The sequence below is a fragment of the Klebsiella sp. Shm-1 genome, assembly GCF_040804525.1.
Taxonomy (GTDB): domain Bacteria; phylum Pseudomonadota; class Gammaproteobacteria; order Enterobacterales; family Enterobacteriaceae; genus Klebsiella; species Klebsiella pneumoniae.
The window spans coordinates 4,668,078-4,690,970 of record NZ_CP161823.1 but is presented as its reverse complement, the minus strand read 5'-3'; the positions used below and the strand labels follow the sequence as shown (position 1 = coordinate 4,690,970).

Sequence of the window (22,893 nt, the reverse complement as noted above, 5' to 3'; positions counted from 1 at the left end):
TGGTACAGCTTGCCCGGCGGCGCTGCGCTTGCGCGGGCCTACGGTGTTGAGTAACCGTTTGATATACAGGGCTCCGTAGGCCGGATAAGGCGTTAGCCGCCATCCGGCACAACGACGGGAACGGGGTCTGGTACAGCTTGCCCGGCGGCGCTGCGCTTGCGCGGGCCTACGGTGTGAGTAACCGTTTGATATAGGGAACCGTAGCCCGGATAAGGCGCAGCGCGCCGCCATCCGGGAGACTATTGCGGGCAAAAACAGGGGGACTTAGCCTTCGTTTTCCGCCAGTTCACGCAGATACTGGAAGATCAGGCGCGCCGATTTCGGCGGCTTGTTGCCTTCTTTCTCTTTCTTCGCATTGCGGATCAGCGAACGCAGCTGCTGACGGTCAGCATCTGGCCACAGGTTCAGCACTTCAGCGACGGCGTCATCCCCGTCGTCAATCAGTCGGTCGCGGATCTGCTCCAGCTTGTGGAACAGCGCAACCTGCTGGTTGTGACGGTTTTTCAGCTTGTCCAGCGCCTGACGAATCGGATCGACATCGCGGTTGCGCAGCATCTTGCCGATAAGCTGCAGCTGGCGGCGGCGACCCTCTTTTTTGATTCGCTGGGCGAGTTCGATGGCGTCGCGCAGGTCGGTATCCAGCGGAATTTTATCCAGCGCGTTTTTCCCCAGGTCAACGAGTTCCGCGCCAAGACGCTTCAGTTCTTCCGCGTCGCGCTTAATTTCACTCTTACTGACCCAGATGATTTCATCAACTTCATCTTCAACGTCATCACCGGGCACGTCGTCGAGCCAGTCTTCGGGCTGCTTTGTCATCTCAGGCTCCTTAAAAAAAGAGGCTAATGTTACCAGTTAAGGCGCGCACTGAAAAACGGTTCTCTGTTAGACTTCAGTTAACTCCTTCTTACATTATGGCATTAGCAATGAAAGTCATCTCTCAAGTTGCACAGCAGCGTAAGACGCTGGAAGAAGCCGTTACCACGGCACTGGAACTGGCGGCAGGTAAATCTGACGGTGCGGAAGTTTCCGTCAGCAAAACCACGGGCATCGGCGTCAGCACCCGCTATGGCGAAGTGGAGAATGTAGAATTCAACAGCGATGGGGCATTAGGCATCACGGTTTACCATCAGAACCGCAAGGGCAGTGCCTCCTCCACCGATCTTAGCCCGGACGCTATCGCCCGCACCGTGCAGGCGGCGCTGGATATCGCTCGCTATACCTCCCCGGACCCGTTTGCCGGCGTAGCCGATAAAGATCTGCTGGCCTTTGACGCCCCGGATCTGGACCTGTTCCACCCGGCGGAGGTCTCTCCGGACGACGCCATCGAACTGGCCGCCCGCGCGGAGCAAGCGGCCCTGAAGGCCGATAAACGCATCACCAACACCGAAGGCGGCAGCTTTAACAGCCACTACGGCATCAAAGTGTTCGGTAACAGTCACGGCATGCTGCAAAGTTACTGCTCGACTCGCCATTCCCTCTCCAGCTGCGTCATTGCGGAAGATGACGGCGATATGGAGCGCGACTACGCCTACACCATTGGCCGGGCAATCGAGGATCTGCAGTCCCCGGAATGGGTCGGGGAAGAGTGCGCCCGCCGCACCCTGTCGCGCCTGGCGCCGCGTAAGCTGTCGACCATGAAGGCGCCGGTCATTTTCGCCAACGAAGTGGCGACCGGGTTGTTTGGCCACCTGGTCGGAGCGATTGCCGGCGGCGCGGTCTACCGTAAATCGACCTTCCTGCTCGATTCGCTGGGCAAACAAATTTTGCCGGAGTGGCTGACCATTGAAGAGCATCCGCACCTGCTGAAAGGGCTGGCCTCCACGCCGTTCGACAGCGAAGGCGTGCGCACCGAACGTCGCGATATCGTCAAAGACGGCGTGCTGACCCAGTGGCTGCTGACCAATTACTCAGCGCGCAAGCTGGGGATGAAAAGCACCGGCCACGCCGGGGGCATCCACAACTGGCGCATTAACGGCCGCGGCCTGAGTTTTGCAAAGATGCTTAAAGAGATGGGCACCGGTCTTGTGGTTACCGAACTGATGGGGCAGGGTGTCAGTGGCGTCACCGGCGACTACTCACGCGGCGCATCCGGCTTCTGGGTAGAAAACGGCGAAATTCAATATCCTGTCAGTGAGATCACCATTGCAGGAAATCTGAAAGAAATGTGGCGTAATATCGTGACCATTGGCGATGATATTGAAACGCGCAGCAACATTCAGTGCGGTTCTGTGCTGCTGCCGGAGATGAAAATCGCCGGGCAATAACACCTGTTTGCTTAAATAATAAAAAGGAAGTGAGCAATGCGTAAAAAACTGTTAGCGATGCTGGCTGTCTCTGCTTTTGCGCTCGGTTCAGCGTCGGCCTTCGCCGACCTGGGCGAAGACATGGACACTCTGGCAGAAAACCTGCAAGTGGTACAGAAGACCTCCGACGCCGGCGAGCTGAAAGCGGCGCTGAATAAGATGCGTACCGCCGCGGTCGATGCTCAGAAAGAGACCCCGCCGAAGCTGGAAGGCAAAGCGGCCGACAGCGCTGAGATGAAAGATTACCGTCACGGTCTGGATATTCTGATCGGCCAGATCGACGGTGCGCTGAAGCTGGCGAACGAAGGCAAGGTGAAAGAGGCGCAGGCCGCCGCGGAGGAGTTTAAAACCACCCGCAATACCTATCATAAGAAGTACCGCTAACCGTTCTTTTCGGGAGGCATCAGCCGATGCCTCCCACCTGAAAGCCTACCTGTATCACATTTTTCCCTTTTCTTTTTCCGGTCTTTCTGCGGTCGTTTTCCGCTAAACCTCGCTCATTGTTGTGATGCGCATCACGTCATATCGCCTGTTTTTACATTTATCCGGCGAATATGTGGAGTCGATCACCTAAGCCTTCTCCCTTTCCACTTCGAAGTGGAAAACAACTCGCTACAAACTCCTGTCCCCCGGCGCTACTTTGGATTCCAGAGACATCAGCGGGGTAACACAAGTGAATAACGGAGCGGTAATAAACGACGTAGGGGAGCAGGCGGCGCAGACCGAACGCCTGGCTGACAAGATGTTACAGCAGGTATTCGCCCTGTTAAGCCGTCACGACATCGTCCCTAACGACGTTCAGGAGCAAATGCTGACTTCCCACGTGCGGGCCATGGCCCACCGGTCAATCAGCGGCGAACCGCTACCGGAAGTGGATGCCAGTCTGTTCGAAGAAATTTCTGAAGATTCAATGATGCTGGCCCGCGAAGTGGTCGCACAGTTCGGCAACCTGCCTGATGAAGAGGCCTGGCTGCTCTCCGTCCACTTCGAAGTCGCGAAAGATAACCTGTAAGGAGCAAAACATGGAACAAATCACTGTAGTCATTGGCGACCGTTTGGGTAAAGGCCAAAAAGTCGCCGCAGGCGCTGAAAAAGCGGGCGCACGTGCTGTGGTCGTCCCTGGCGTTGCGGCCGACATGAAGCTTGGCGACATAATGAAAGCGGAAAACGCCACCTTCGGCATCTCCTTCTGCGGCAGCGGCGGCGCTGGCGCCATCACCGCCCAGACCAAATACGGCTACAAAGCAAAATATGGCATGCGCTCTATTGATGAGGGCGTCACCGCTATCAACGAAGGCTGCAACGTGCTGGGCTTCGGCTTTATGGATAAAGAAGAGCTGGGCGAGCGGCTGGTAGAAGCCTGGAAAAAGAAATACGGCGCATAAGTATGAAAGAGCAATTCACCACCACGGTGAGGGTTGCCGGCAAAGGCGAAAGCAAATCACGGGCCTTCGCCGATGCCCTGAACCATGTGCAGGCTGCGGTGATGAAATCATCCTCGCGCATCCTACTGCGTATTGAGCCACAGGACGTGACGGTTGTTCATGCGCGCGAAGCGGTACGAAAAGAGGCGTTTCTGTCCTTCTTTTTGCGCCGTGAACGACGGACCTACAGCGTGGAGCTGGACGTCACCGTCAACGTGACCGCCATCGATCTCGATAAAGTGGATTTCGTCACGCAAACCTGATTGTTAGCATAAGGTCTGACTATGTTCCTGATAATTTTAATAAAATCGCTTATCATCGGCGGCCTGGTCGGCGTCGGCGTGGGCGCCGGAGCGGCACGCATGTTTCATGCCCCCACCACGCAGGGGATGGGGGCGTTTCGAACCCTGGGCGAGCTGAATTCCTGTGAGGGCGATCCGGCCTCCCACTTCTCCTTTGGCCTTGGCTTCTTCTTTAACGCCTGGGCCTCTTCCGTTGCAGCAGGCTCCTTCACCCAGGATGTTGACCACCGCATTATCCCCAACTGGGGCGCGGCGGCGCTGATGCTGAAAAATCGTAACGTCGGCGAAACGCTGCACGATCCGAAAAAAATGGCCATCTCCTGCGGCATCATCGGCATGATCGTCGTCGCCTTCCTCAACCTGACCGCCTCGTCCGTACCGGAAGCGCTGCAGGTCACCGCCGTTAAGGTGCTGGTGCCGGCGGCAAACCTGCTGGTGAACACCGTGATGCCGGTGATCTTCTGGCTGGCGGCGATCGATGCCGGTAAAAAATCAGGCTTCTGGGCGACGATTTTCGGCGGCGCCGCGCAGCTGATTATGGGTAACGCCGTACCGGGTCTGGTGCTGGGGATCCTGATCGGTAAAGGCGTCGAAGAGAGCGGCTGGAACCGGGTGACTAAAGTGATGATGGTGGCCATCGTCGCGCTGTTTGTCCTCAGCGGCTTCTTCCGCGGCTTCGACATGAAGATGATCGAATCCTTCCATCTGACCGTGCCGAACTGGCTGGACATGATCCACAACTCACTCAGCGGCAAGTAACGGGAGCCGGATAATGGAACAGAATAAAGGTTTTTGGTATGCCGACTGGTCGTTCCCGATCTTTGTTGGCCTGCTCTCCTCCGGCGTCTTCGCCGGGACCCACATGTACTACCTGTACGGCATCGGCGCCTTTAACGAAGTGGCCTTCGTGGCGATGCTGAAGTCGGGGATTGATACCGGCGTTTACGGCGCGGTGGCGGCGTTTGGCGCCAGCTTCCTGTTCGCCCGCATCATCGAAGGGTCGCTGGTAGGGATCCTCGATATCGGCGGAGCGATACAGACCGGTATCGGTCTTGGCGTGCCGGCGCTGCTGCTCGGCGCGGGCTTTGTCTTCCCGGTGGCGAACTTCGCCGCGTCGCTGGTCACCGGCCTGGTCCTCGGCCTGGCGGTGGGCTACATCATCATTCTGGCGCGTAAGTTCACCATCAACCAGAGCGATTCCACCTACGGCGCCGACGTGATGATGGGGGCCGGTAACGCCTCCGGCCGCTTCCTCGGTCCCTTGATCATCCTCAGCGCAATGACCGCCTCGATTCCTATCGGGATTGGCTCGCTGGTTGGCGCACTGCTGTTCTACATCTGGCAGAAACCGATCACCGGCGGCGCCATCCTCGGGGCGATGATCCTCGGTTCCATCTTCCCGGTGGCGATTAGCTAAGCGCCCGATGGCGCTGCGCTTATCGGGCCTACAAGCCAGCGCGGTTTGTAGGCCCGATAAGGCGGTACGCCGCCATCCGTACACTCTTTTCATCAGGAGATAGCTATGTTTGATTTACTCCTGCGCCGCGCGCGCCTCGTCGACGATACCCTGACTGATATCGCCATTCAGGACGGGAAAATCGCGGCGCTGGGCGAGATTAGCGCGCCCTCCCGTAAAACCATTGAGCTGAACGGCAAGGTTTACGTCAGCGCTGGCTGGATTGACTCTCACGTTCACTGCTACCCGAATTCACCGATTTATCACGATGAGCCGGATAGCGTCGGCATCGCCACCGGCGTCACCACCGTGATCGATGCCGGCAGCACCGGCGCCGACGACGTCGATGACTTCTATCAACTGACCCGTAAAGCGGCGACGGAAGTTTATGCGCTGCTCAACATCTCCCGCGTCGGGCTGATTGCGCAGAATGAGCTGGCCAATATGGCCAATATCGACGCCGCCGCGGTGAAGCAGGCGGTGCAGCGTCATCCCGACTTTATCGTCGGCCTGAAGGCGCGGATGAGCAGCAGCGTGGTGGGCGAAAACGGCATTACGCCGCTGGCGCGCGCCAAGGCCATTCAGCAGGAAAACGACGATCTGCCGCTGATGGTGCACATCGGCAATAACCCGCCGAACCTCGATGAAATCGCCGATCTGCTGAGCAGCGGCGACATCATTACCCACTGCTATAACGGCAAGCCGAACCGCATTCTGAATCCTGCCGGCGAGCTGCGCAGCTCTATTACTCGCGCTCTGCAGCGCGGCGTGCGTCTCGATGTCGGCCATGGCACCGCCAGCTTCAGCTTTGAGGTGGCGCGGCGGGCGATTGCGCTGGGCATTCTGCCGCACACCATTAGCTCCGATATTTACTGCCGCAACCGGATCGACGGCCCGGTGCGCTCGCTGGCGCTGGTGATGTCGAAATTCCTCGCCATCGGCATGACGCTGCCGCAGGTGATTGACTGCGTGACCGTCAGCGCCGCCGAAGGGCTGCGCCTGTCGCGTAAAGGGCGGCTGGAAGTGGGCTTCGACGCCGATTTAACGCTATTTCGCCTGGAGCACCGGCCCACGCTGCTGGTGGATGCCGAAAAAGAGAGCCTGCAGGCTGACAACATTCTGGTGCCGCTGGCCGCGATCCGCGCGGGCAAAGGCTATCTGACCGAACAAGGGAGCGCGGAACATGCCTTCGATTTTTGAGAAATACCATTTAAAACAGGTGATTAATACTTCTGGCCGCATGACGGCGCTGGGCGTTTCCACACCGCGCCCGGAAGTGGTTGAAGCCGCGATGGCCGGTATGAACCAGTACTTTGAAATGAAAGACCTGGTGAATAAAACCGGCGAGTACATCGCCAAACTATTGGATGTGGAAGGGGCGACCGTGGTCTCCTGCGCATCGGCGGGGATTGCCCAGTCGGTAGCGGCGGTGCTGGTGAAAGACAGCGACTGGCTGCTGGAGAACCTGCACGTTACCCCGATTGAAAATAACGAAATCGTGTTGCCGAAGGGCCACAACGTCAACTTCGGCGCGCCGGTTGGCACGATGGTGGCGTTGGGCGGCGGTAAGCTGGTGGAAGCGGGCTACGCCAACGAATGTTCTGCCCAACAGCTGGCGGCGGCGATCACTCCGCGCACCGCGGCGATTCTGTACATCAAATCCCACCACTGCGTGCAGAAAAGCATGCTCAACGTCGCGCAGGCCGCGGAAGTGGCGCGCCAGCATAACGTACCGCTGATCGTCGATGCGGCGGCGGAAGAAGATCTGCAGTGCTACTACCGCATGGGCGCCGACCTGGTTATCTACAGCGGCGCGAAAGCGATTGAAGGGCCGACCAGCGGGCTGGTGATTGGCAAAACGCAGTACGTCGAGTGGGTTAAGCGCCAGTCGATGGGGATTGGCCGGGCGATGAAAGTGGGTAAAGAGGGCATTCTCGGCCTGACCTGCGCCATTGAACACTACCTGACGGCGAGCAAAGAGAGCGGCGAGCAGATGGTGGCGAAGATGACGCCGTTTATCGAACAGCTCAACGCGCTTAACGGCGTGACCGCCCGCGTGGTGTGGGATAGCGCGGGCCGTGATATCGCCCGCGCCGAAATTAAATTTGATGAAGTCACGACCGGCGTGAATACCGGCGATCTGGTTAACGCGCTGAAGCAGGGCGAATACGCCATCTACTTCCGCGGCTATAAAGCGAATGAAGGCATTATCGAAGCCGATGTCCGCAGCGTAAACGCGCAGCAGCTGGAGGTGGTCGCTCGCCGCATCGCAGAAGTTCTGAATAAGGAGAAACAAGCATGAAACTGACCCCAAACTTTTACCGTGACCGCGTGTGCCTGAACGTCCTGGCGGGCAGCAAAGACAACGCCCGTGAAATTTACGACGCGGCGGAAGGTCACGTCCTGGTCGGCGTGCTCTCCAAAAACTATCCGGACGTCGCCAGCGCGGTGGCCGATATGCGCGACTACGCGAAGCTGATCGATAATGCGCTCTCCGTCGGGCTGGGGGCAGGCGATCCAAACCAGTCGGCGATGGTGAGCGAGATTTCTCGCCAGGTGCAGCCGCAGCACGTCAACCAGGTCTTCACCGGCGTGGCTACCAGCCGCGCGCTGCTCGGGCAGAACGAGACGGTGGTCAACGGCCTGGTCTCTCCCACCGGTACGCCGGGAATGGTTAAGATCTCCACCGGCCCGCTGAGCAGCGGCGCGGCGGATGGCATTGTGCCGCTGGAAACCGCCATCGCGCTGCTGAAAGACATGGGCGGCAGCTCCATCAAATACTTCCCGATGGGCGGCCTGAAGCACCGCGTCGAATTCGAAGCCGTCGCTAAAGCCTGTGCCGCGCACGATTTCTGGCTCGAGCCGACCGGCGGTATCGATCTGGAAAACTACAGCGAGATCCTGAAAATCGCCCTCGATGCCGGGGTGAGCAAAATCATCCCGCATATTTACAGCTCGATTATCGATAAAGCCAGCGGCAACACCCGCCCGGCCGATGTGCGCCAGCTGCTGGAGATGACCAAACAGTTAGTGAAGTAGTGCCCTTGTCCCTCACCCTCAAAGGGTGAGGGGCAGCTTATCCCACTGAACCATCAAGGAGTTGCTATGCCTGTCGCTCGTCATCTGCTTGTCGCTTCACTGTCCCTGTTTGCCGCCGCCGCGGGCGCCGCGCAAACCCACTATGCCTGGGTAGGCACCTATAACCCCAATGGCGAAGGTCTGTATCGCTTTACCGTCGATGCCAAAACCGGCGCCCTGCGCGATAAGACGCTGGTGAGCTCGTTGCCGAACGTCGCGCAGTTAACCGTGTCGCGCGATGGCAAAACGCTGTATGCCGCCAGTGAAGTCGAAAAAGGCGTGGTGCAGGCGTGGCGCATTGAAAAGAACGGCGAGCTGACCGCGCTCAGCCAGGTCGCCTCCGGCGGCGCCGGGCCGGTGTATCTCTCCCTGACGCCGGACGGTAAGCATCTGCTGGTGGCTAACTATGTCAGCGGCAGTATCGCCGTGCTACCGGTGCAAGAAGATGGTAGCCTGGCTGAGGCGGTGGACAGGCATCAGGATGAAGGCCCGGCAGGCGCCGAACGCCCGGCGGCGGCCGTCGAGGGCAGCTTCGCCATCAGCGATCACAACGGCCCGCATGCCCATATGATCGCCGCCGATCCCAGCGGGAAATACGTTTACTCTACCGATCTGGGGCTGGATCGGATCTATCAGTATCGGCTGGATAGCGCCAGCGGCAAGCTAACGCCGAACGATCCGCCGTTTATCGCCGCCTCGTCGCCGGGAGCCGGCCCGCGCCACTTCGTCTTTACGCCACAGGGCGACGGCCTGTGGCTGATTAACGAGGAAGCGTCGACGCTGACCTTCTATCATCTGGATAAGCAAAGCGGCCTGCTGCGTGAAGGCAAAACTGTCTCCGCGCTGCCGGAAGGGTATAAAGGCACCAGCTTTGCCGCCGGACTTGTGTTGAGCAACGATGGCAAACAGCTATATGTCGCCAACCGCCTGCATAACAGCATTGCCCACTTCACAGTGCTGGCCGACGGCAGCCTGAGTCACCAGGAAGATATCTGGACGCGTGGCGATTATCCCCGCACCCTGACGCTGGATAATCAGGGGCAGTGGCTGTACGTCATGAACCAGCGTAGCGATAATATTACCCGCTTCAGCGTGGCGCCGAAGGATGGCAAATTAACCTTTGCCTCCGACTATACGCCGGTCGGTAGCCCATCGCAGATGGTGATATCCGCCCAACCCTGAGCCGTAATTACAAGGAACTGACATGCGATTTCCCAACCAACGCTTAGCGCAACTCTTCACCCTGCTGCGGAATGAAACGCTGCCGCAGGATGAGCTGGCGCAACGCCTGTCGGTTTCCACCCGTACCGTGCGCGCCGATATTACCGCCCTGAATACGCTGCTGGCGCAATATGGCGCGCAGTTTATCCTTAACCGCGGCAGCGGTTATCAGCTGAAGATAGATAATCCGACGAGTTTCCAGGCGCTGGAGGAGACCGCGCCGAAGGCGCAGCACGTGCCGCGTACCGCCCAGGATCGCATCACGTTTCTGCTGGTGCGTTTCCTGACCTCGGCGTTCTCCATCAAGCTGGAAGACCTGGCGGATGAGTGGTTCGTCAGCCGCGCCACGTTGCAAAATGACATGGTTGAGGTGCGCGAGCGCTTCCAGCGCTATCAGCTGACTCTTGAAACCCGCCCGCGCCACGGCATGAAGCTGTTCGGCAGCGAGGTGTCAATTCGCGCCTGCCTGACCGACCTGCTGTGGGAGCTGACCCAGCAAGGCGATATCGCGCCGCCGATCGGCGCCGAGGCCTTTGCGGCGGAGGTGCCAGCGCTGCTGGAGCCGGTGCTGCAGGAGACGCTCACGCGGCATCATATTCGCCTCACCGACGCCGGCGAGCGCTTTGTCTGCCTGTATGGCGCGGTGGTGGTGCGCCGCGTCAGCGAAGGCTACCCGCTTGCGGATTTCAGCGCTGAAGATGTGGCGCAGAACGTCCGCGACGCCGCGCGCGAGCTGACGGGTGAGCTGCAGCGGCTGGCCGGGAAACCTTTATCGCCCGCCGAAGAAGAGTGGCTATGCGTGCATATCGCGGCCCGTCAGGTGCAGGATGTCGATCCGGAAACTATCAGCGCCGACGATGATGAAGCGCTGGTCAATTACATCCTGCGCTACATTAACAGCCAGTATAATTACAACCTGCTGGACGACGCCCAGCTGCATGCCGATCTGCTGACCCACATTAAAACCATGATTACCCGGGTGCGCTACCAGATCATGATCCCCAATCCGCTGCTGGATAACATCAAACAGCACTACCCGATGGCCTGGGATATGACTCTGGCCGCGGTCTCCAGTTGGGGGAAATATACTCCGTACACCATCAGCGAAAACGAAATCGGCTTTCTGGTACTGCATATCGGCGTTGGGCTGGAGCGCCACTACAACATCGGCTACCAGCGTCAGCCGCAGGTGCTGCTGGTGTGCGATACCAGCAATGCGATGGTGCGGATGATCGAGGCGATCCTGCAGCGCAAATATCCGCAGCTGGAGATCGCCGCTACCATCTCCCAGCGCGAGTACGAACAGCGGGACGCGATCGAGGCGGATTTCGTTATCTCAACGGTGCGGATCGGCGAAAAAGACAAGCCGGTGGTGACCATCGCGCCGTTCCCCACCGACTATCAGCTGGATCAAATCGGCAAGCTGGTGCTGGTGGACCGTACCCGTCCGTGGATGCTGAATAAGTACTTCGATGCCGCCCACTTCCGGGTGGTCGATAAGCCGATGGATCAGCAAACGCTGTTCGCCGAGCTGTGCCAGCAGCTGCTGGAGGAAGGCTTTGTCGATGCGGAGTTTCATGCTTCGGTGGTGGAACGTGAAGCGATCGTCAGCACCATGCTGGGGGATGGCATTGCGCTGCCGCACTCCCTGGGGCTGCTGGCGAAAAAGACGGTGGTTTATACCGTTATCGCCCCGCAGGGCATCGCCTGGGGCGACGAAACCGCCCATCTCATTTTCCTGCTCGCTATCAGCAAGCGCGAGTATGAAGAGGCGATGGCGATCTACGATATTTTCGTGACTTTCCTGCGCGAGCGCGCCATGAGTCGCCTCGCCGCGACCCGCAGCTTCGATGAGTTTAAAACGGTGGCGATGGAGTGCGTCAGCCGGTTTTGAGAGGCATTTTCCAGATTCGAGTGTAATTCAAATGTAATGCTAAACTGCATTACAAAATTCCCCTTTCTGGAGGCATAATGGCCACGCTCAATGTTCGACTGGACGATAAACTCAAAAAAGAGGCTTATGCCGTGCTGGAGAAACTCGATATGACACCAACGGAGGCGGTACGCCTGCTGTTTCAATACATTGCGGAAAATGGCCGCATGCCGGTGAAAAGTATGACCATCAGTGATGGCGAAGCGGCGTTATTACGCACCGTTCGCGAACGGCTGGAAAACCCACGGCCGGGGGTTAAGGTGAGTCTGGATGACCTATGAACTGGAGTTTGATCCACGAGCCTGGCGCGAATGGCAGAAGCCTGGCGAGACGGTCAAAAAACAGTTCAAAAATAAGCTCCAGCAGATTGTGCAGAATCCGCGAATTGAGTCGCCCAGGCTGAGCGATTTACCGGATTGCTACAAAATCAAGCTTAAGGCGTCAGGTTATCGGTTGGTGTATCAAGTACGAGATAGTGTGGTGGTGGTTTACGTTATTGCCATTGGCAAAAGAGAGAAAGCAGCCGTTTATCATCAGGCGAATAAACGGCTCTAAACGCTATCGCAAATGATGTACGACCTGGTTGCTGCTGCCGCGCCAGATAAGCGCCGGATCTTTCAAATCCTGCACAAACTTACCGTCAACCAGCACGTTAATCAGGTTCACCACCTGCATTTGCGCCTCATTCAGCTCATCAAGTTTATAGCCGGTCCAGACCCAGATATCTTTGCCGGGGCATTCGGCGCGCACGCGCTGAACCAGCTTTAAAATATCCGCGACGTTCTGCGGATGCAGCGGATCGCCGCCGGAGAGCGAAAGCCCCTGGCGTTTGATGCGGGTGTCGTTGAGGTCGGCGATGATACGGTCGGCCATCTCAGCGGTAAACGGCATACCAGAGTTCACCCGCCAGGTGCTTTTGTTGTAGCAGCCGGGGCACTCGTGGACGCAGCCGGAGACAAACAGGGTGCAGCGGGTGCCGGGGCCGTTGACGATGTCGACGGGGTAGTACTGGTGATAATTCATTTTTCGCTTCTCAATTAACGCCATAGCCGCGTTGGCTGCGCTCGCTCACCCCAGTCACGTACTGAATGTACGCTCCCGGGGATTCCCTCGTTTGCCGCCTTGCTCTGACGCTAATTGCTTTGCGAAAACGGAGGTGCTGTGCATTTGTAAAGGGAACGGCTCCCGGCGTCGCTGCGCTCGCCCAGGCTACGAAAAGCCGCATACGCGGTTGTAGCCCGGATAAGGCGCTATGCGCCGCTATCCGGTAACGGCTCCTTAGTGGCCAAACGGCTACGGGGCCGGTCCCTTCTCCCCGTTGGGGAGAGGGTGAGGGGCTAAACCAGCTGGAATTAACCAATCTGCCCATTACCCAGGTGCTTCACGCGGCGCTTCACTTCTTCCTGCTTGCCGGCGTTGAACGGCCGCGCGTCCGGGCTGCCGAGATAACCGCACACCCGGCGGGTAACGGAAACGCGGGCGGCGTCGTGGTTACCGCATTTCGGGCAGGTAAAGCCCTTGCTGGTGCACTCGAACTCGCCGGTAAAACCGCACTCGTAGCACTCATCGATCGGCGTATTGGTCCCGTAGTACGGCACGTGCTGATAGCTGTAATCCCACACGTCTTCCAGCGCCTTGAGGTTATGCTGGATATTCGGATATTCGCCGTAGCAAATGAACCCCCCATTGGCCAGCGGCGGGTACGGCGCTTCGAAATCGATCTTGTCGTACGGGTTGACCTTCTTCTCCACGTCGAGGTGGAAGCTGTTGGTGTAGTAACCTTTGTCGGTTACCCCTTCCACCACGCCAAACTCGGCGGTGTCGAGACGGCAGAAGCGATCGCACAGGTTTTCGCTCGGCGTGCTGTACAGGCTAAAGCCGTAGCCGGTTTCTTCCTTCCACAAATCGACGGCGTCGCGCAGGCGCTGGACGATGGCCACGCCTTTCTCACGCAGCGCCTCGCTGTCGTACATATGCTGGTTGCCGTACAGCGCATTGATGGTTTCATGGATACCGATATAGCCCAGAGAAATGGACGCGCGGCCGTTTTTGAAGATCTCGGAGACGTCGTCGTCGGCTTTCAGCCGCACGCCGCAGGCGCCTTCCATATACAGGATCGGCGCCACGCGAGCCTTCACTCCTTCCAGGCGGGCGATACGGGTCATCAGCGCTTTGCGCGCCAGCTGCAGGCGCTCGTCCAGCAGCGCCCAGAAGGCGGCTTCATCGCCTTTCGCTTCCAGGGCGATGCGCGGCAGGTTGAGACTGATCACGCCGAGGTTATTGCGTCCATCATGCACCTGCTCGCCGTTCTCGTTTTCCCATACCCCGAGGAAGCTGCGGCAGCCCATCGGCGTTTTAAACGACCCGGTGACTTTCACCACCTGATCGTAGTTGAGGATATCCGGGTACATGCGCTTGCTGGCGCACTCCAGCGCCAGCTGTTTGATGTCGTAGTTCGGGTCACCGAACTTATGGTTCAGGCCGTCGCGGATCGCGAACACCAGTTTCGGGAACACCGCGGTTTTGCGATTTTTACCGAGGCCGGCAATGCGGTTGCGCAGAATCGACTGCTGGATCAGCCGCGATTCCCAGCTGGTGCCAAGGCCGAATCCGAAGGTGACGAACGGCGTCTGGCCGTTGGCGGTATGCAGTGTGTTAACCTCATACTCCAGCGACTGGAAGGCGTCGTAGCACTCTTTTTCGGTACGGGCGCGGGCATAGCCTTCGGCATCCGGGATCTGCCACTCTTCGGCGATTTTGCGATGCTTTTTGAAGCTTTCGCTGACGAACGGCGCCAGCACTTCATCGATGCGGTTGATGGTGGTGCCGCCGTAAATATGGCTGGCGACCTGGGCGATGATCTGCGCCGTCACCGCGGTGGCGGTAGAGATAGACTTCGGCGGCTCGATCTCCGCGTTGCCCATCTTAAAGCCCTGGGTCAGCATGCCTTTCAGGTCGATCAGCATGCAGTTGAACATCGGGAAGAAGGGCGAGTAATCGAGGTCATGATAGTGGATCATGCCGCGCTCGTGGGCCATCACCACATCGTGGGGCAGCAGGTGCTGCCGGGCGTAGTGCTTGGCGACGATCCCGGCCAGCAGGTCGCGCTGGGTCGGGATGACTTTACTGTCCTTGTTGGCGTTTTCGTTGAGCAGCGCGGAGTTGGTCTGCTCGACGAGGCCGCGGATCTCCTGATTGAGGCGGCCGCGCTTCTCACGCTGGCTATCGCGGTCATGGCGATACTCAATATAGGCGCGCGCCAGCTGCTTATAGGGGCCGGACATCAGCTGGTTTTCCACCGCGGTCTGGATCTCGTTGATGTCGACCTGGGCGCGGCCCTGCATTTGTTGGCTAACGACTTCTGCGACGGTGGCGCAATAGTCTGCGTCATCGACTCCCGCTGCTTTAGCTGCACGCAGAATTGCTTCCTGAATGCGCTCTGAGTTGAACGGCACTTTACAGCCATCACGTTTCATCACATGCGGTGTCATGATCACTCCATATATAGAACAGGTTATCCACAGAGGCGGAGGTTATCCCGAAGGCGCTGCACGCTACGGCTCGTGCTGTTTACCTTCGGATCCGGCCCGTTTTATCCACATCTCATCACCGCCAGACATCGACAAGATATGGTGACATAATAGACGATTAATACAACATGTTGGGCCGAGGCGCATTTTAAGTTCTATATGTAGTGATTTGCATCAAAGATGTTTGCGATTTTATTGACCCAGAACAAGGTAAAAAGGTGAGAGTACGGATGATGGGCGCTGGCGATAAATGTAAATTTAGGCGCTTAAAATATAAGCAAAAATCGAGCCCGTTCAGGCATGAAACGGGCAAATATTCAGGCAATCAACGTATCGTTAAGCAGATCGACCAGCAGTAGCAGGGCATAGCGAGCCTGCTGCGGGTCAGCGGGCAGCGGCAGGATGGCGCTGGCCATATCGCCAAGGGCGTGCTGTTCCGGCGTCAGAGCAATAATGGTCACTCCCTGCGTGCGCGCCTGCAAGGTGGCGCTTTGCAACACAGGGTTGGCCTCGGCAGTGGCCAGCACCAGCAGCAGATGATCGTCATTGAGGGTGCTGGCGGTCAGCCGCATCAGCGCCGCATCCTGACAGAGATTAATCGCGATGCCGGAGGGCAGTAGCTGATGCTGGAGCAGCGCGGCCAGCGTCACGTCCTGGGCGCCAAGGGCGAAGCAGTGTACCGCACGGGCGCTCAGCAGGCGCGATTTACACTTTTCCACCGCCGCTTCCGCGGTATGGCCGAGCTGACGAGTTAGGGTAACGCCAAGGCTGCTAAGTTTGTCGCGCCAGGCGACGGGCAGGGCGGCGCTGTCCGGCGTAAGCCAGCTGGCGCGCCGTTCGCTGGCCTGCGCCAGCTGTTTACGCAGATCACGAATATCATCGCAGCCCACTGAGCGGGCGAAGCGGGTAATGGTGGCAGGGCTGACCCCCGCGCTGGCTGCCAGCTCGTCAATAGAGGCGCTGGCGGTAAAGCTTAGATTTTGTAGAATAAAGGTGGCGACGCGCGACTCCTGGGCACTAAAGCGGCGCATTCCTTCCTGCAGCTGACCTACGATATCCATCCTCATGTTCCCTTTGGCAAAACCCGCATTTGAAAATATTTTTCAATTATCGACTGTCTCTCTTTATAGCACCCACGCCGCATATTTCCTATGGTCAGAGCAGTAAAGGGTGACACCCTGGCGATAAAAATGCGTAAAAATTGAGCCTCGATCACATCGGTGAAAATTATTTTCATATAGCCTTCACTATCACACAATATTAACAATATAGTCGTCCAGGCCCTGAGGGCTGAAGCGATAACACGTAAAGGGGAAGTGCAATGCCACGAATCGTACTCTGTTGTGCCGCAGGCATGTCGACCAGCATGCTGGTGAACAAAATGAAAGCAGAAGCCCAGCAGCGTGCGCTGGCGCTGGAAATCTATGCGGTGGCGGTGGCGGAATTTGAACGCGAATTGCCAAACGCCGACGTCATTCTGCTCGGGCCGCAGGTTAAATATGAAGCCGGACGGCTAACCGCGCTGGCCGCGCCGCAGGGCAAGGCGGTGGCGGTGATCGATATGGCTGACTACGGCATGATGCGCGGCGCCGCGGTGTTGGATAAAGCGCTAGCCCTGCTCGAACACTAATTTTCTCATCCCGTTTTTCATCATCATCACGTGCGGTCCTGGCGATCGCGCGCGGCGCTCTGTATGCCGAAAATCCGAAAAGAGGACACTATGCAAGCACTGAAAATTGCCGTTATCGGCGGCGGCAGCAGCTACACGCCGGAGCTTATTGAAGGGATTATCGTTCGTTACGAGCAGCTTCCGGTCACAGAGCTGGCGCTGGTAGATGTCGAATCCGGCCGGGAAAAGGTGGAGATCATCGCCGCGCTGACCCGGCGGATGCTGAAACATAAAGGGCTGGAGCAGGTGGCGGTCAGCGTCCACTTTACGCTCGATGAGGCCATCCGCGGCGCCAGCTTTGTGCTGACCCAGCTGCGTGTCGGACAGCTGGCGGCGCGCGCCGCCGATGAGCGGCTGGGTCTCAAGTACCACCTGCTGGGCCAGGAGACCACCGGCGTCGGCGGTTTTGCCAAGGCGCTGCGGACGATCCCGGTGATCCTTGAGGTGGCGCGCAAAGTGGAACAGCTGGCGCCGGAAGCGTTCATTCTCAACTTTACTAATCCGGCGGGGATCGTCACCGAGGCGGTCAGCCGCTACAGCACGGCGAAGATCATCGGCCTGTGCAACGTGCCGATCAACATGCAGCACATGATCGTCGGGATGCTGGGCGCCCAGGAGTCCGAAGTAAAACTGCGCTTTGCCGGGCTCAACCATATGGTCTGGGTGCATAAGGTGCTACAGGGGCGCGAGGATGTCACCGGCAAGGTGATCGACATGCTGTGCGACGGTAAGGCGCTGTCGATGAACAACATTAAAGAGCTGCCGTGGCCGGCGGAATTCCTGCGCGCGCTGAAGGCGATTCCGTGCCCCTATCATCGCTATTTTTGGCTGACGCCGGCGATGCTGGCGGAAGAGATCGCCGCGGCGAAAACCAAGGGCACCCGCGCCGAACAGGTGATGAAAGTCGAGCAGGAGCTGTTTGCGCTGTACGCCGACCCGCAGCTGGAAGAAAAACCGGAGCAACTGAGCTTTCGCGGCGGCGCCTACTACTCGGAGGTGGCCGTCGAGCTTATCAACGCGATCTACAACAACCTGGGCGCGGAGATGGTGGTGAATACCCGCAACAACGGCGCGATTCATGGCCTGGATGATGATGCGGTGGTGGAAACCAACAGCATTATTGATGCGCAAGGGGCGCGGCCGCTGGCGTTCGGCCCGCTGCCGCCGGCGATGAATGGCCTGACCCAGCAGGTGAAAGCCTTCGAGCGGTTGACGATTGAAGCTGCGGTACACGGCTGTCGCGAAAGCGCACTGCTGGCGCTGGTGACCAACCCGCTGGTCGGTAACGTCACCGATGCCCAGGCGCTGCTGGATGAAGTATTAACCATCAACCGTCAATGGCTGACGCAATTTAACTGACCGCTATTTCCCCTCGGGAGCACACCATGTCGAATACAAGCTGGATTGAACGTTACGTCATGCCGGCGGCGCTGAGAATCGCCGGGCAAAAGCACGTCCTGTCGGTGCGCGACGGCATCATTCTCAATATGCCGTTTATGTTGATTGGCTCATTCTTCCTGATTTTCGCCTACCTGCCGATCCCCGGCTATGCCGATATGATGAGCAGCCTGTTTGGCGAGGTCTGGCGCGATAAAATGTTGTACCCGGTGAAAGCGACCTACGACATCATGGCGCTGATTTCCAGCTTCGGCATCGCCTACCGGCTGGCGGAGAAGTATCGCACTCTCGATCCGCTGAGCGCTGGAGCGATGTCGCTGGTGGCCTTCATGATGACGATCCCGCAGAACACGCTGTTTACGCCGGTACACGGCGCGGCGGAGGTGATTAAAGGGGTGATCCCGGTGAGCATGGTCGGCAGCCAGGGGCTGTTTGTCGCCATTGTCATTTCGCTGCTGTCGACGGAGATTTATCGTTTGGTCGCCAGCCGCAATCTCGTTATCCGCATGCCGGACGGCGTGCCGCCGGCAGTGGCGAAATCATTCCTCGCCCTGATCCCCGGCTTCTGCGTGCTGGCGGTGGTGCTGGCGCTGCGCCTGGCGGTCGAGGCCTCGCCGTTCGGCGACATCAACAGCATGATCGCCACTTTGATCGGTATTCCGATGCATCACGTCGGCGGTACGCTGCCGGGCATGATTATTTCAGTCATTTTGATTGGTATTTTGTGGACCCTGGGCCTGCACGGCGACGCGATCGTACTGGTGTTTATCCAGCCGGTATGGCTGTCGAATATGTCAGAGAACCTGACGGCCTTCCAGAACGGTCAGCCGATCCCGCATATCATTACTCAGCAGTTTTACGATCTGTGGATTGCCCCCGGAGGTACCGGCGCGCTGCTGGGGCTGGTGATTTTTATGTTGCTGCGTAGCCGTAGCCAGCAGATGAAGCAGCTGGGGAAAATTGCCGCGCCTGGGGCATTGTTTAACATCAGCGAGCCGATGGTGTTTGGCATCCCGCTGGTGATGAACCCGTACTTTTTCCTGCCGTTTATTTTAACGCCGGTGCTGCTGGTGATCGTGTCCTATACCGCGATGGCGACCGGGCTGGTGGCGCCGCCCGCCGGAATCGCGCTGCCGTTCACCACGCCGATCTTCATCAGCGGCTATCTGGCGACCGGAGGGCATATCTCCGGCACGGTGCTGCAGGTGGTGAATTTAGCGATTTCGCTGGTGGTCTACTATCCGTTCTTCCGCGCCTGGGATCGGCTAAAGGCAAAAGAAGAGCACGCCTCGGCGCAACCACAAGCGAGCGCTGCGATTGCTGATGCCGACCGCGCATAACTTCCAGCCTGACGAATCGTAGCCCCGGTGAGCGTTGCGCCACCGGGGAAAAGCGTTATCCCTGCAGCCACCATATCGCTTCGAACGGCCGCAGCGTCAGCCCGGTCGGGCGCGGGGTGGTCTCGGCATAGTTGCTGATGATCATCTTCCACTCGCCCGGGGCCTCAGCGGGCTGCCAGGCCTGCAGCTCGCGGCTCAGGTTAGCGGCGACTACCAGCGTTTGCCCCTGCCACTGACGACGATAGCACCACAGCGACGGATGCTCCGGCAGCAGATCCTCGTAATCACCCCAGGTCAGTAGCGGCAGGGTTTTACGCAGCGTAATCAGCTGCTGATAGGTATAAAACACCGAATCGGGGTCCGCCAGCGCCGCCTCGACGTTGATCTCCTGGTAATTATCGCCAAGGCCGATCCACGGCTCACCGTCGCTGAAGCCACCGTTCTCGCCGGCGTGCCACGGCATCGGCGTGCGGCTGTTGTCGCGCGACTTGCTGGCGAGGATCGCCAGCAGTTCGTCCGGGCTTTGCCCCTGCGCCGCACGTTCGATAAACATATTGTGGCTTTCGACGTCACGGTAATCGCTGATGCTGCTGAAGTGCGGATTGGTCATGCCGATCTCTTCGCCCTGGTAGATATAGGGCGTGCCCTGCATGCCGTGCAGCACCATCGCCAGCATCTTCGCCGCCGTCACCCGGTACTCGCCTTCGTCGCCAAAGCGCGACACGATGCGCGGCTGATCGTGGTTACACCAGAACAGCGCGTTCCACGCCCGATTGTGCATTCCCTGCTGCCAGTGGCGGAACAGCGCCTTCAGCGCCACATAGTCCGGGCGGGCGAGGGTCCATTTCTCTCCGCCGGGATAATCGACCTTTAAATGGTGGAAGTTAAAGGTCATCGACAGCTCGCGGCCGTCCAGCGCGGCGTACTGCTGGCAGTGCTCCAGCGAGGTGGAGGACATCTCGCCAACGGTCATCAGGTTACGCGGGGTGAACACATCGCGGCTCATCTCCTGCAGGAACTCATGCACCCGCGGGCCGTCGGTATAGAAGCGGCGGCCATCCCCGTCCAGATCGCAGGGAAAGGTCTGGTCTTTTGAGATCAGGTTGACCACGTCGAGGCGCAGACCGTCGACGCCGCGGTCAGCCCAGAATTCGCAGACCTTTTTCAGCTCGGCGCGCACCGCCGGATTCTCCCAGTTGAGATCCGCCTGCTCAATGGCGAACAGGTGCAGATAATACTGCCCGCTGTCGGCGTGCCACTGCCAGGCGTTACCGCCAAATTTAGAGCGCCAGTTGTTCGGCAGGGCGTCCGGTTCGCCATCGCGCCAGATATAGAACTGGCGGTAGGGACTCTCCTTATTCAGCGACTGACGGAACCATTCATGTTCGGTCGACGTGTGGTTCAGCACCATATCCAGCACGATACGGATGCCGCGGGCCTTCGCCTCCGCCACCAGGGCGTCAAAGCCGGCCATTGTGCCGTAGGAGGGATCGATGGCGGTGTAGTTCGCCACGTCGTAGCCGTTATCCACCTGCGGTGAGACGTAGAACGGCGTTAGCCAGATGGCGTCGACCCCAAGCTTTTGCAGATAGTCGAGGCGGGCGGTGACGCCGCGCAGGTCGCCGGTACCGCTGCCGGTGGTATCCTGAAAACTCTTCGGATAGATTTGATAAATAACGCCGTTTTGCCACCAGTGGGGGAGATGATTCATAGTACTTTCCTGCTGCAACGAGGGGCGCCAAAGGCGCCCCGAAAGAAGAAGTTAGACAATCTGCAAGGTGCCCTGACGGTACTTGCGCTGATACACCACGCTGGTGAGGATAATTGGCACCACCACCGCGATAGCCATCGCCATGGCGTATACCTGCCAGTAGGTAGGCTGGATGGAGAGGATCCCCGGCAGGCCGCCGACGCCGATGCCGTTCGCCAGCACGCCGTTCAGGCCGCACAGCAGGCCGGCGAGGCCAGAGCCAATCATTGCGCACAGCATCGGGAAGCGGTATTTCAGGTTGATACCGTACATCGCTGGCTCGGTGACCCCGAGATAGGCGGAGATCGCCGCCGGTACCGAGATTTCACGTTCATTCTGCTTGCGGCTGGCGATGATGATGCCGACCACCGCCGACGCCTGGGCAATATTCGACAGCGCAATCAGCGGCCACACCGGGGTACCGCCCATGCTCTGGATCATCTGCATATCGATAGCGAGGGTGGTCTGGTGGACACCGGTAATCACCAGCGGCGCGTAGAGGAAGCCGAACAGCGCGGCGCCGATCGGCGCGAAGCTGCCGGTTAACAGATGGCGTACCGCGAAGGCCACGCCGTCGCCGATCAGGCGGCCGAACGGACCGATAATGGCGTGCGCGAGGAACACCGCGAGGATCAGCGAGCAGACCGGGACAATCACCAGGTAGAGGTAGTCAGGCACAATGCGCTTGAGGCGCGTCTCGATAAAGCCTAAGGCCAGGCCAGCCAGCAGGGCCGGGATCACCTGCGCCTGGTAGCCGACTTTGGCAATGGTAAACAGGCCGAAGTTCCACACCTCCGGCACCTGCTGGCCGAGGAGATAGGCGTTCATCAGCTGCGGGGAGACGAGGGTGACGCCAAGGACGATCCCGAGGATCGGCGTGCCGCCCATCTTCTTCACCGCTGACCAGCAGATCCCCACCGGCAGATAGAAGAAGATCGCCTCGCCAATCAGCCACAGGAAGTCATAGATGGTTTTCAGCGACGGGTGCATCTGGGCCAGCGTCTGGCCATTGCTCATGGGCAGGTCGCCGATAACGTTGCGGAAACCGAGGATCAGACCGCCGCTGATCAGGGCCGGCAGCAGGGGAAAGAAGATCTCGGCGAAGTGCGAGATTAACTGTTCATGCCACTTCATATTTTGCCGCGCGGCCTGCTTGACCTGCTCTTTGTCGGCGGAGGTCTGGCCGGTGGTCGCCAGCAGGGCCTTGTAGTAATCGCCCACCTCGGTGCCGATGACCACCTGGAACTGGCCGGCGTTAGTGAAGCATCCCTTCACCATGCGCAGCTGCTCAATTTCTTTTGGTCTGGCGATGGCCGGGTCGTTCAGCACAAAGCGCAAACGGGTAATACAGTGGCTGACGGTGGCGATGTTACCGCGCCCGCCCACCAGTTCGATCAGTTTATCGATGTCCTGCTGGTTTACTTTGCTCATGATGAAGCCTCAAAAACAGAGGGGAGAGATGCCGTTTTTACCTTGAGGGCATCCTAAC

The 22,893-nt window shown here is 58.8% G+C and carries 24 protein-coding genes; 17 read left to right on the top strand and 7 right to left on the bottom strand.

Going from position 1 to position 22,893, the window contains the following annotated elements; all coding sequences use genetic code 11:
• Positions 1-264 precede the first annotated feature (264 nt).
• Positions 265-816 (bottom strand): ribosome biogenesis factor YjgA, encoded by a 552-nt coding sequence (yjgA, locus tag AB1E37_RS22900; protein ID WP_032448222.1) that lies wholly within the window; start codon positions 814-816, stop codon positions 265-267.
• Between the two features lie 95 nt (positions 817-911).
• On the opposite strand from yjgA, the gene pmbA reads away from it, so the two are divergent.
• The 14 genes from pmbA (at position 912) to AB1E37_RS22830 (ending at position 12,272) form a co-directional block, all read left to right on the top strand.
• Positions 912-2,264, top strand: coding sequence for a metalloprotease PmbA (gene pmbA / locus AB1E37_RS22895; RefSeq protein ID WP_004152265.1), 1,353 nt, complete (start codon positions 912-914; stop codon positions 2,262-2,264).
• 36 nt (positions 2,265-2,300) lie between these two features.
• Complete coding sequence (gene cybC / locus AB1E37_RS22890; RefSeq protein WP_002886893.1) at positions 2,301-2,687, top strand: cytochrome b562; 387 nt, start codon at positions 2,301-2,303, stop codon at positions 2,685-2,687.
• A 289-nt stretch (positions 2,688-2,976) separates the two neighbouring features.
• A complete protein-coding gene (locus AB1E37_RS22885) occupies positions 2,977-3,315 on the top strand; it encodes a PRD domain-containing protein (RefSeq protein WP_002886894.1) in 339 nt (112 codons plus the stop codon).
• Positions 3,316-3,325: 10 nt separating this feature from the next.
• A complete protein-coding gene (locus AB1E37_RS22880; protein ID WP_002886895.1) occupies positions 3,326-3,688 on the top strand; it encodes an SFCGS family glycine-rich protein in 363 nt (120 codons plus the stop codon).
• Between the two features lie 2 nt (positions 3,689-3,690).
• Positions 3,691-3,990, top strand: a complete 300-nt coding sequence (locus AB1E37_RS22875) for a DUF4312 family protein (protein WP_032448223.1) — start codon at positions 3,691-3,693, stop codon at positions 3,988-3,990.
• 21 nt (positions 3,991-4,011) lie between these two features.
• On the top strand, positions 4,012-4,788 hold the full coding sequence (locus AB1E37_RS22870) for a DUF4311 domain-containing protein (RefSeq protein WP_002886897.1): 777 nt from the start codon (positions 4,012-4,014) through the stop codon (positions 4,786-4,788).
• Between the two features lie 13 nt (positions 4,789-4,801).
• On the top strand, positions 4,802-5,446 hold the full coding sequence (locus AB1E37_RS22865; protein WP_004152267.1) for a DUF4310 family protein: 645 nt from the start codon (positions 4,802-4,804) through the stop codon (positions 5,444-5,446).
• Between the two features lie 105 nt (positions 5,447-5,551).
• Positions 5,552-6,685, top strand: coding sequence for an amidohydrolase/deacetylase family metallohydrolase (locus AB1E37_RS22860; protein ID WP_004152268.1), 1,134 nt, complete (start codon positions 5,552-5,554; stop codon positions 6,683-6,685).
• Positions 6,669-7,787, top strand: coding sequence for a DgaE family pyridoxal phosphate-dependent ammonia lyase (locus AB1E37_RS22855; RefSeq protein WP_023317442.1), 1,119 nt, complete (start codon positions 6,669-6,671; stop codon positions 7,785-7,787). The genes AB1E37_RS22860 and AB1E37_RS22855 overlap by 17 nt, the downstream gene beginning before the upstream one ends.
• Positions 7,784-8,524, top strand: a complete 741-nt coding sequence (locus tag AB1E37_RS22850) for a KDGP aldolase family protein (RefSeq protein ID WP_004186692.1) — start codon at positions 7,784-7,786, stop codon at positions 8,522-8,524. The genes AB1E37_RS22855 and AB1E37_RS22850 overlap by 4 nt, the downstream gene beginning before the upstream one ends.
• 66 nt (positions 8,525-8,590) lie before the next feature.
• Complete coding sequence (locus AB1E37_RS22845; protein ID WP_002886900.1) at positions 8,591-9,745, top strand: lactonase family protein; 1,155 nt, start codon at positions 8,591-8,593, stop codon at positions 9,743-9,745.
• A 22-nt stretch (positions 9,746-9,767) separates the two neighbouring features.
• The gene (locus AB1E37_RS22840; protein WP_004152270.1) at positions 9,768-11,678 is read left to right on the top strand and encodes a transcription antiterminator; all 1,911 of its coding nucleotides are present in this window, start codon (positions 9,768-9,770) and stop codon (positions 11,676-11,678) included.
• A gap of 77 nt (positions 11,679-11,755) precedes the next feature.
• Entirely contained in the window at positions 11,756-11,998 is a 243-nt protein-coding gene (locus AB1E37_RS22835; protein WP_002886901.1) for a type II toxin-antitoxin system RelB/DinJ family antitoxin, read from the top strand.
• On the top strand, positions 11,988-12,272 hold the full coding sequence (locus AB1E37_RS22830) for a type II toxin-antitoxin system RelE/ParE family toxin (RefSeq protein WP_023317444.1): 285 nt from the start codon (positions 11,988-11,990) through the stop codon (positions 12,270-12,272). The genes AB1E37_RS22835 and AB1E37_RS22830 overlap by 11 nt, the downstream gene beginning before the upstream one ends.
• Before the next feature lie 3 nt (positions 12,273-12,275).
• Here AB1E37_RS22830 and nrdG read toward each other — a convergent pair whose 3' ends face one another.
• The 4 genes from nrdG to AB1E37_RS22810 form a co-directional block, all read right to left on the bottom strand.
• Complete coding sequence (nrdG, locus tag AB1E37_RS22825; protein WP_004178375.1) at positions 12,276-12,740, bottom strand: anaerobic ribonucleoside-triphosphate reductase-activating protein; 465 nt, start codon at positions 12,738-12,740, stop codon at positions 12,276-12,278.
• Between the two features lie 329 nt (positions 12,741-13,069).
• The gene (gene nrdD, locus AB1E37_RS22820) at positions 13,070-15,208 is read right to left on the bottom strand and encodes an anaerobic ribonucleoside-triphosphate reductase (protein WP_004186701.1); all 2,139 of its coding nucleotides are present in this window, start codon (positions 15,206-15,208) and stop codon (positions 13,070-13,072) included.
• 356 nt (positions 15,209-15,564) lie between these two features.
• On the bottom strand, positions 15,565-16,308 hold the full coding sequence (locus AB1E37_RS22815) for a MurR/RpiR family transcriptional regulator (protein ID WP_002886905.1): 744 nt from the start codon (positions 16,306-16,308) through the stop codon (positions 15,565-15,567).
• Between the two features lie 2 nt (positions 16,309-16,310).
• Positions 16,311-16,484, bottom strand: a complete 174-nt coding sequence (locus AB1E37_RS22810; protein WP_032408826.1) for a hypothetical protein — start codon at positions 16,482-16,484, stop codon at positions 16,311-16,313.
• 129 nt (positions 16,485-16,613) lie between these two features.
• On the opposite strand from AB1E37_RS22810, the gene AB1E37_RS22805 reads away from it, so the two are divergent.
• The 3 genes from AB1E37_RS22805 to celB all read left to right on the top strand — a co-directional run bounded on the left by AB1E37_RS22805 (position 16,614) and on the right by celB (position 19,654).
• A complete protein-coding gene (locus tag AB1E37_RS22805) occupies positions 16,614-16,877 on the top strand; it encodes a PTS sugar transporter subunit IIB (RefSeq protein ID WP_014908078.1) in 264 nt (87 codons plus the stop codon).
• 90 nt (positions 16,878-16,967) lie between these two features.
• Positions 16,968-18,275 (top strand): 6-phospho-beta-glucosidase, encoded by a 1,308-nt coding sequence (locus tag AB1E37_RS22800; protein ID WP_004177662.1) that lies wholly within the window; start codon positions 16,968-16,970, stop codon positions 18,273-18,275.
• Between the two features lie 26 nt (positions 18,276-18,301).
• Positions 18,302-19,654: a PTS cellobiose transporter subunit IIC gene (celB, locus tag AB1E37_RS22795; protein WP_004146783.1), complete on the top strand. Its 1,353-nt coding sequence runs from the start codon at positions 18,302-18,304 to the stop codon at positions 19,652-19,654.
• Positions 19,655-19,709: 55 nt separating this feature from the next.
• On the opposite strand, the gene treC is transcribed toward celB, so the two are convergent.
• A complete protein-coding gene (gene treC / locus AB1E37_RS22790) occupies positions 19,710-21,365 on the bottom strand; it encodes an alpha,alpha-phosphotrehalase (RefSeq protein WP_032448224.1) in 1,656 nt (551 codons plus the stop codon).
• A 51-nt stretch (positions 21,366-21,416) separates the two neighbouring features.
• Positions 21,417-22,835, bottom strand: coding sequence for a PTS trehalose transporter subunit IIBC (gene treB / locus AB1E37_RS22785; RefSeq protein WP_004186710.1), 1,419 nt, complete (start codon positions 22,833-22,835; stop codon positions 21,417-21,419).
• Positions 22,836-22,893: the final 58 nt, after the last annotated feature.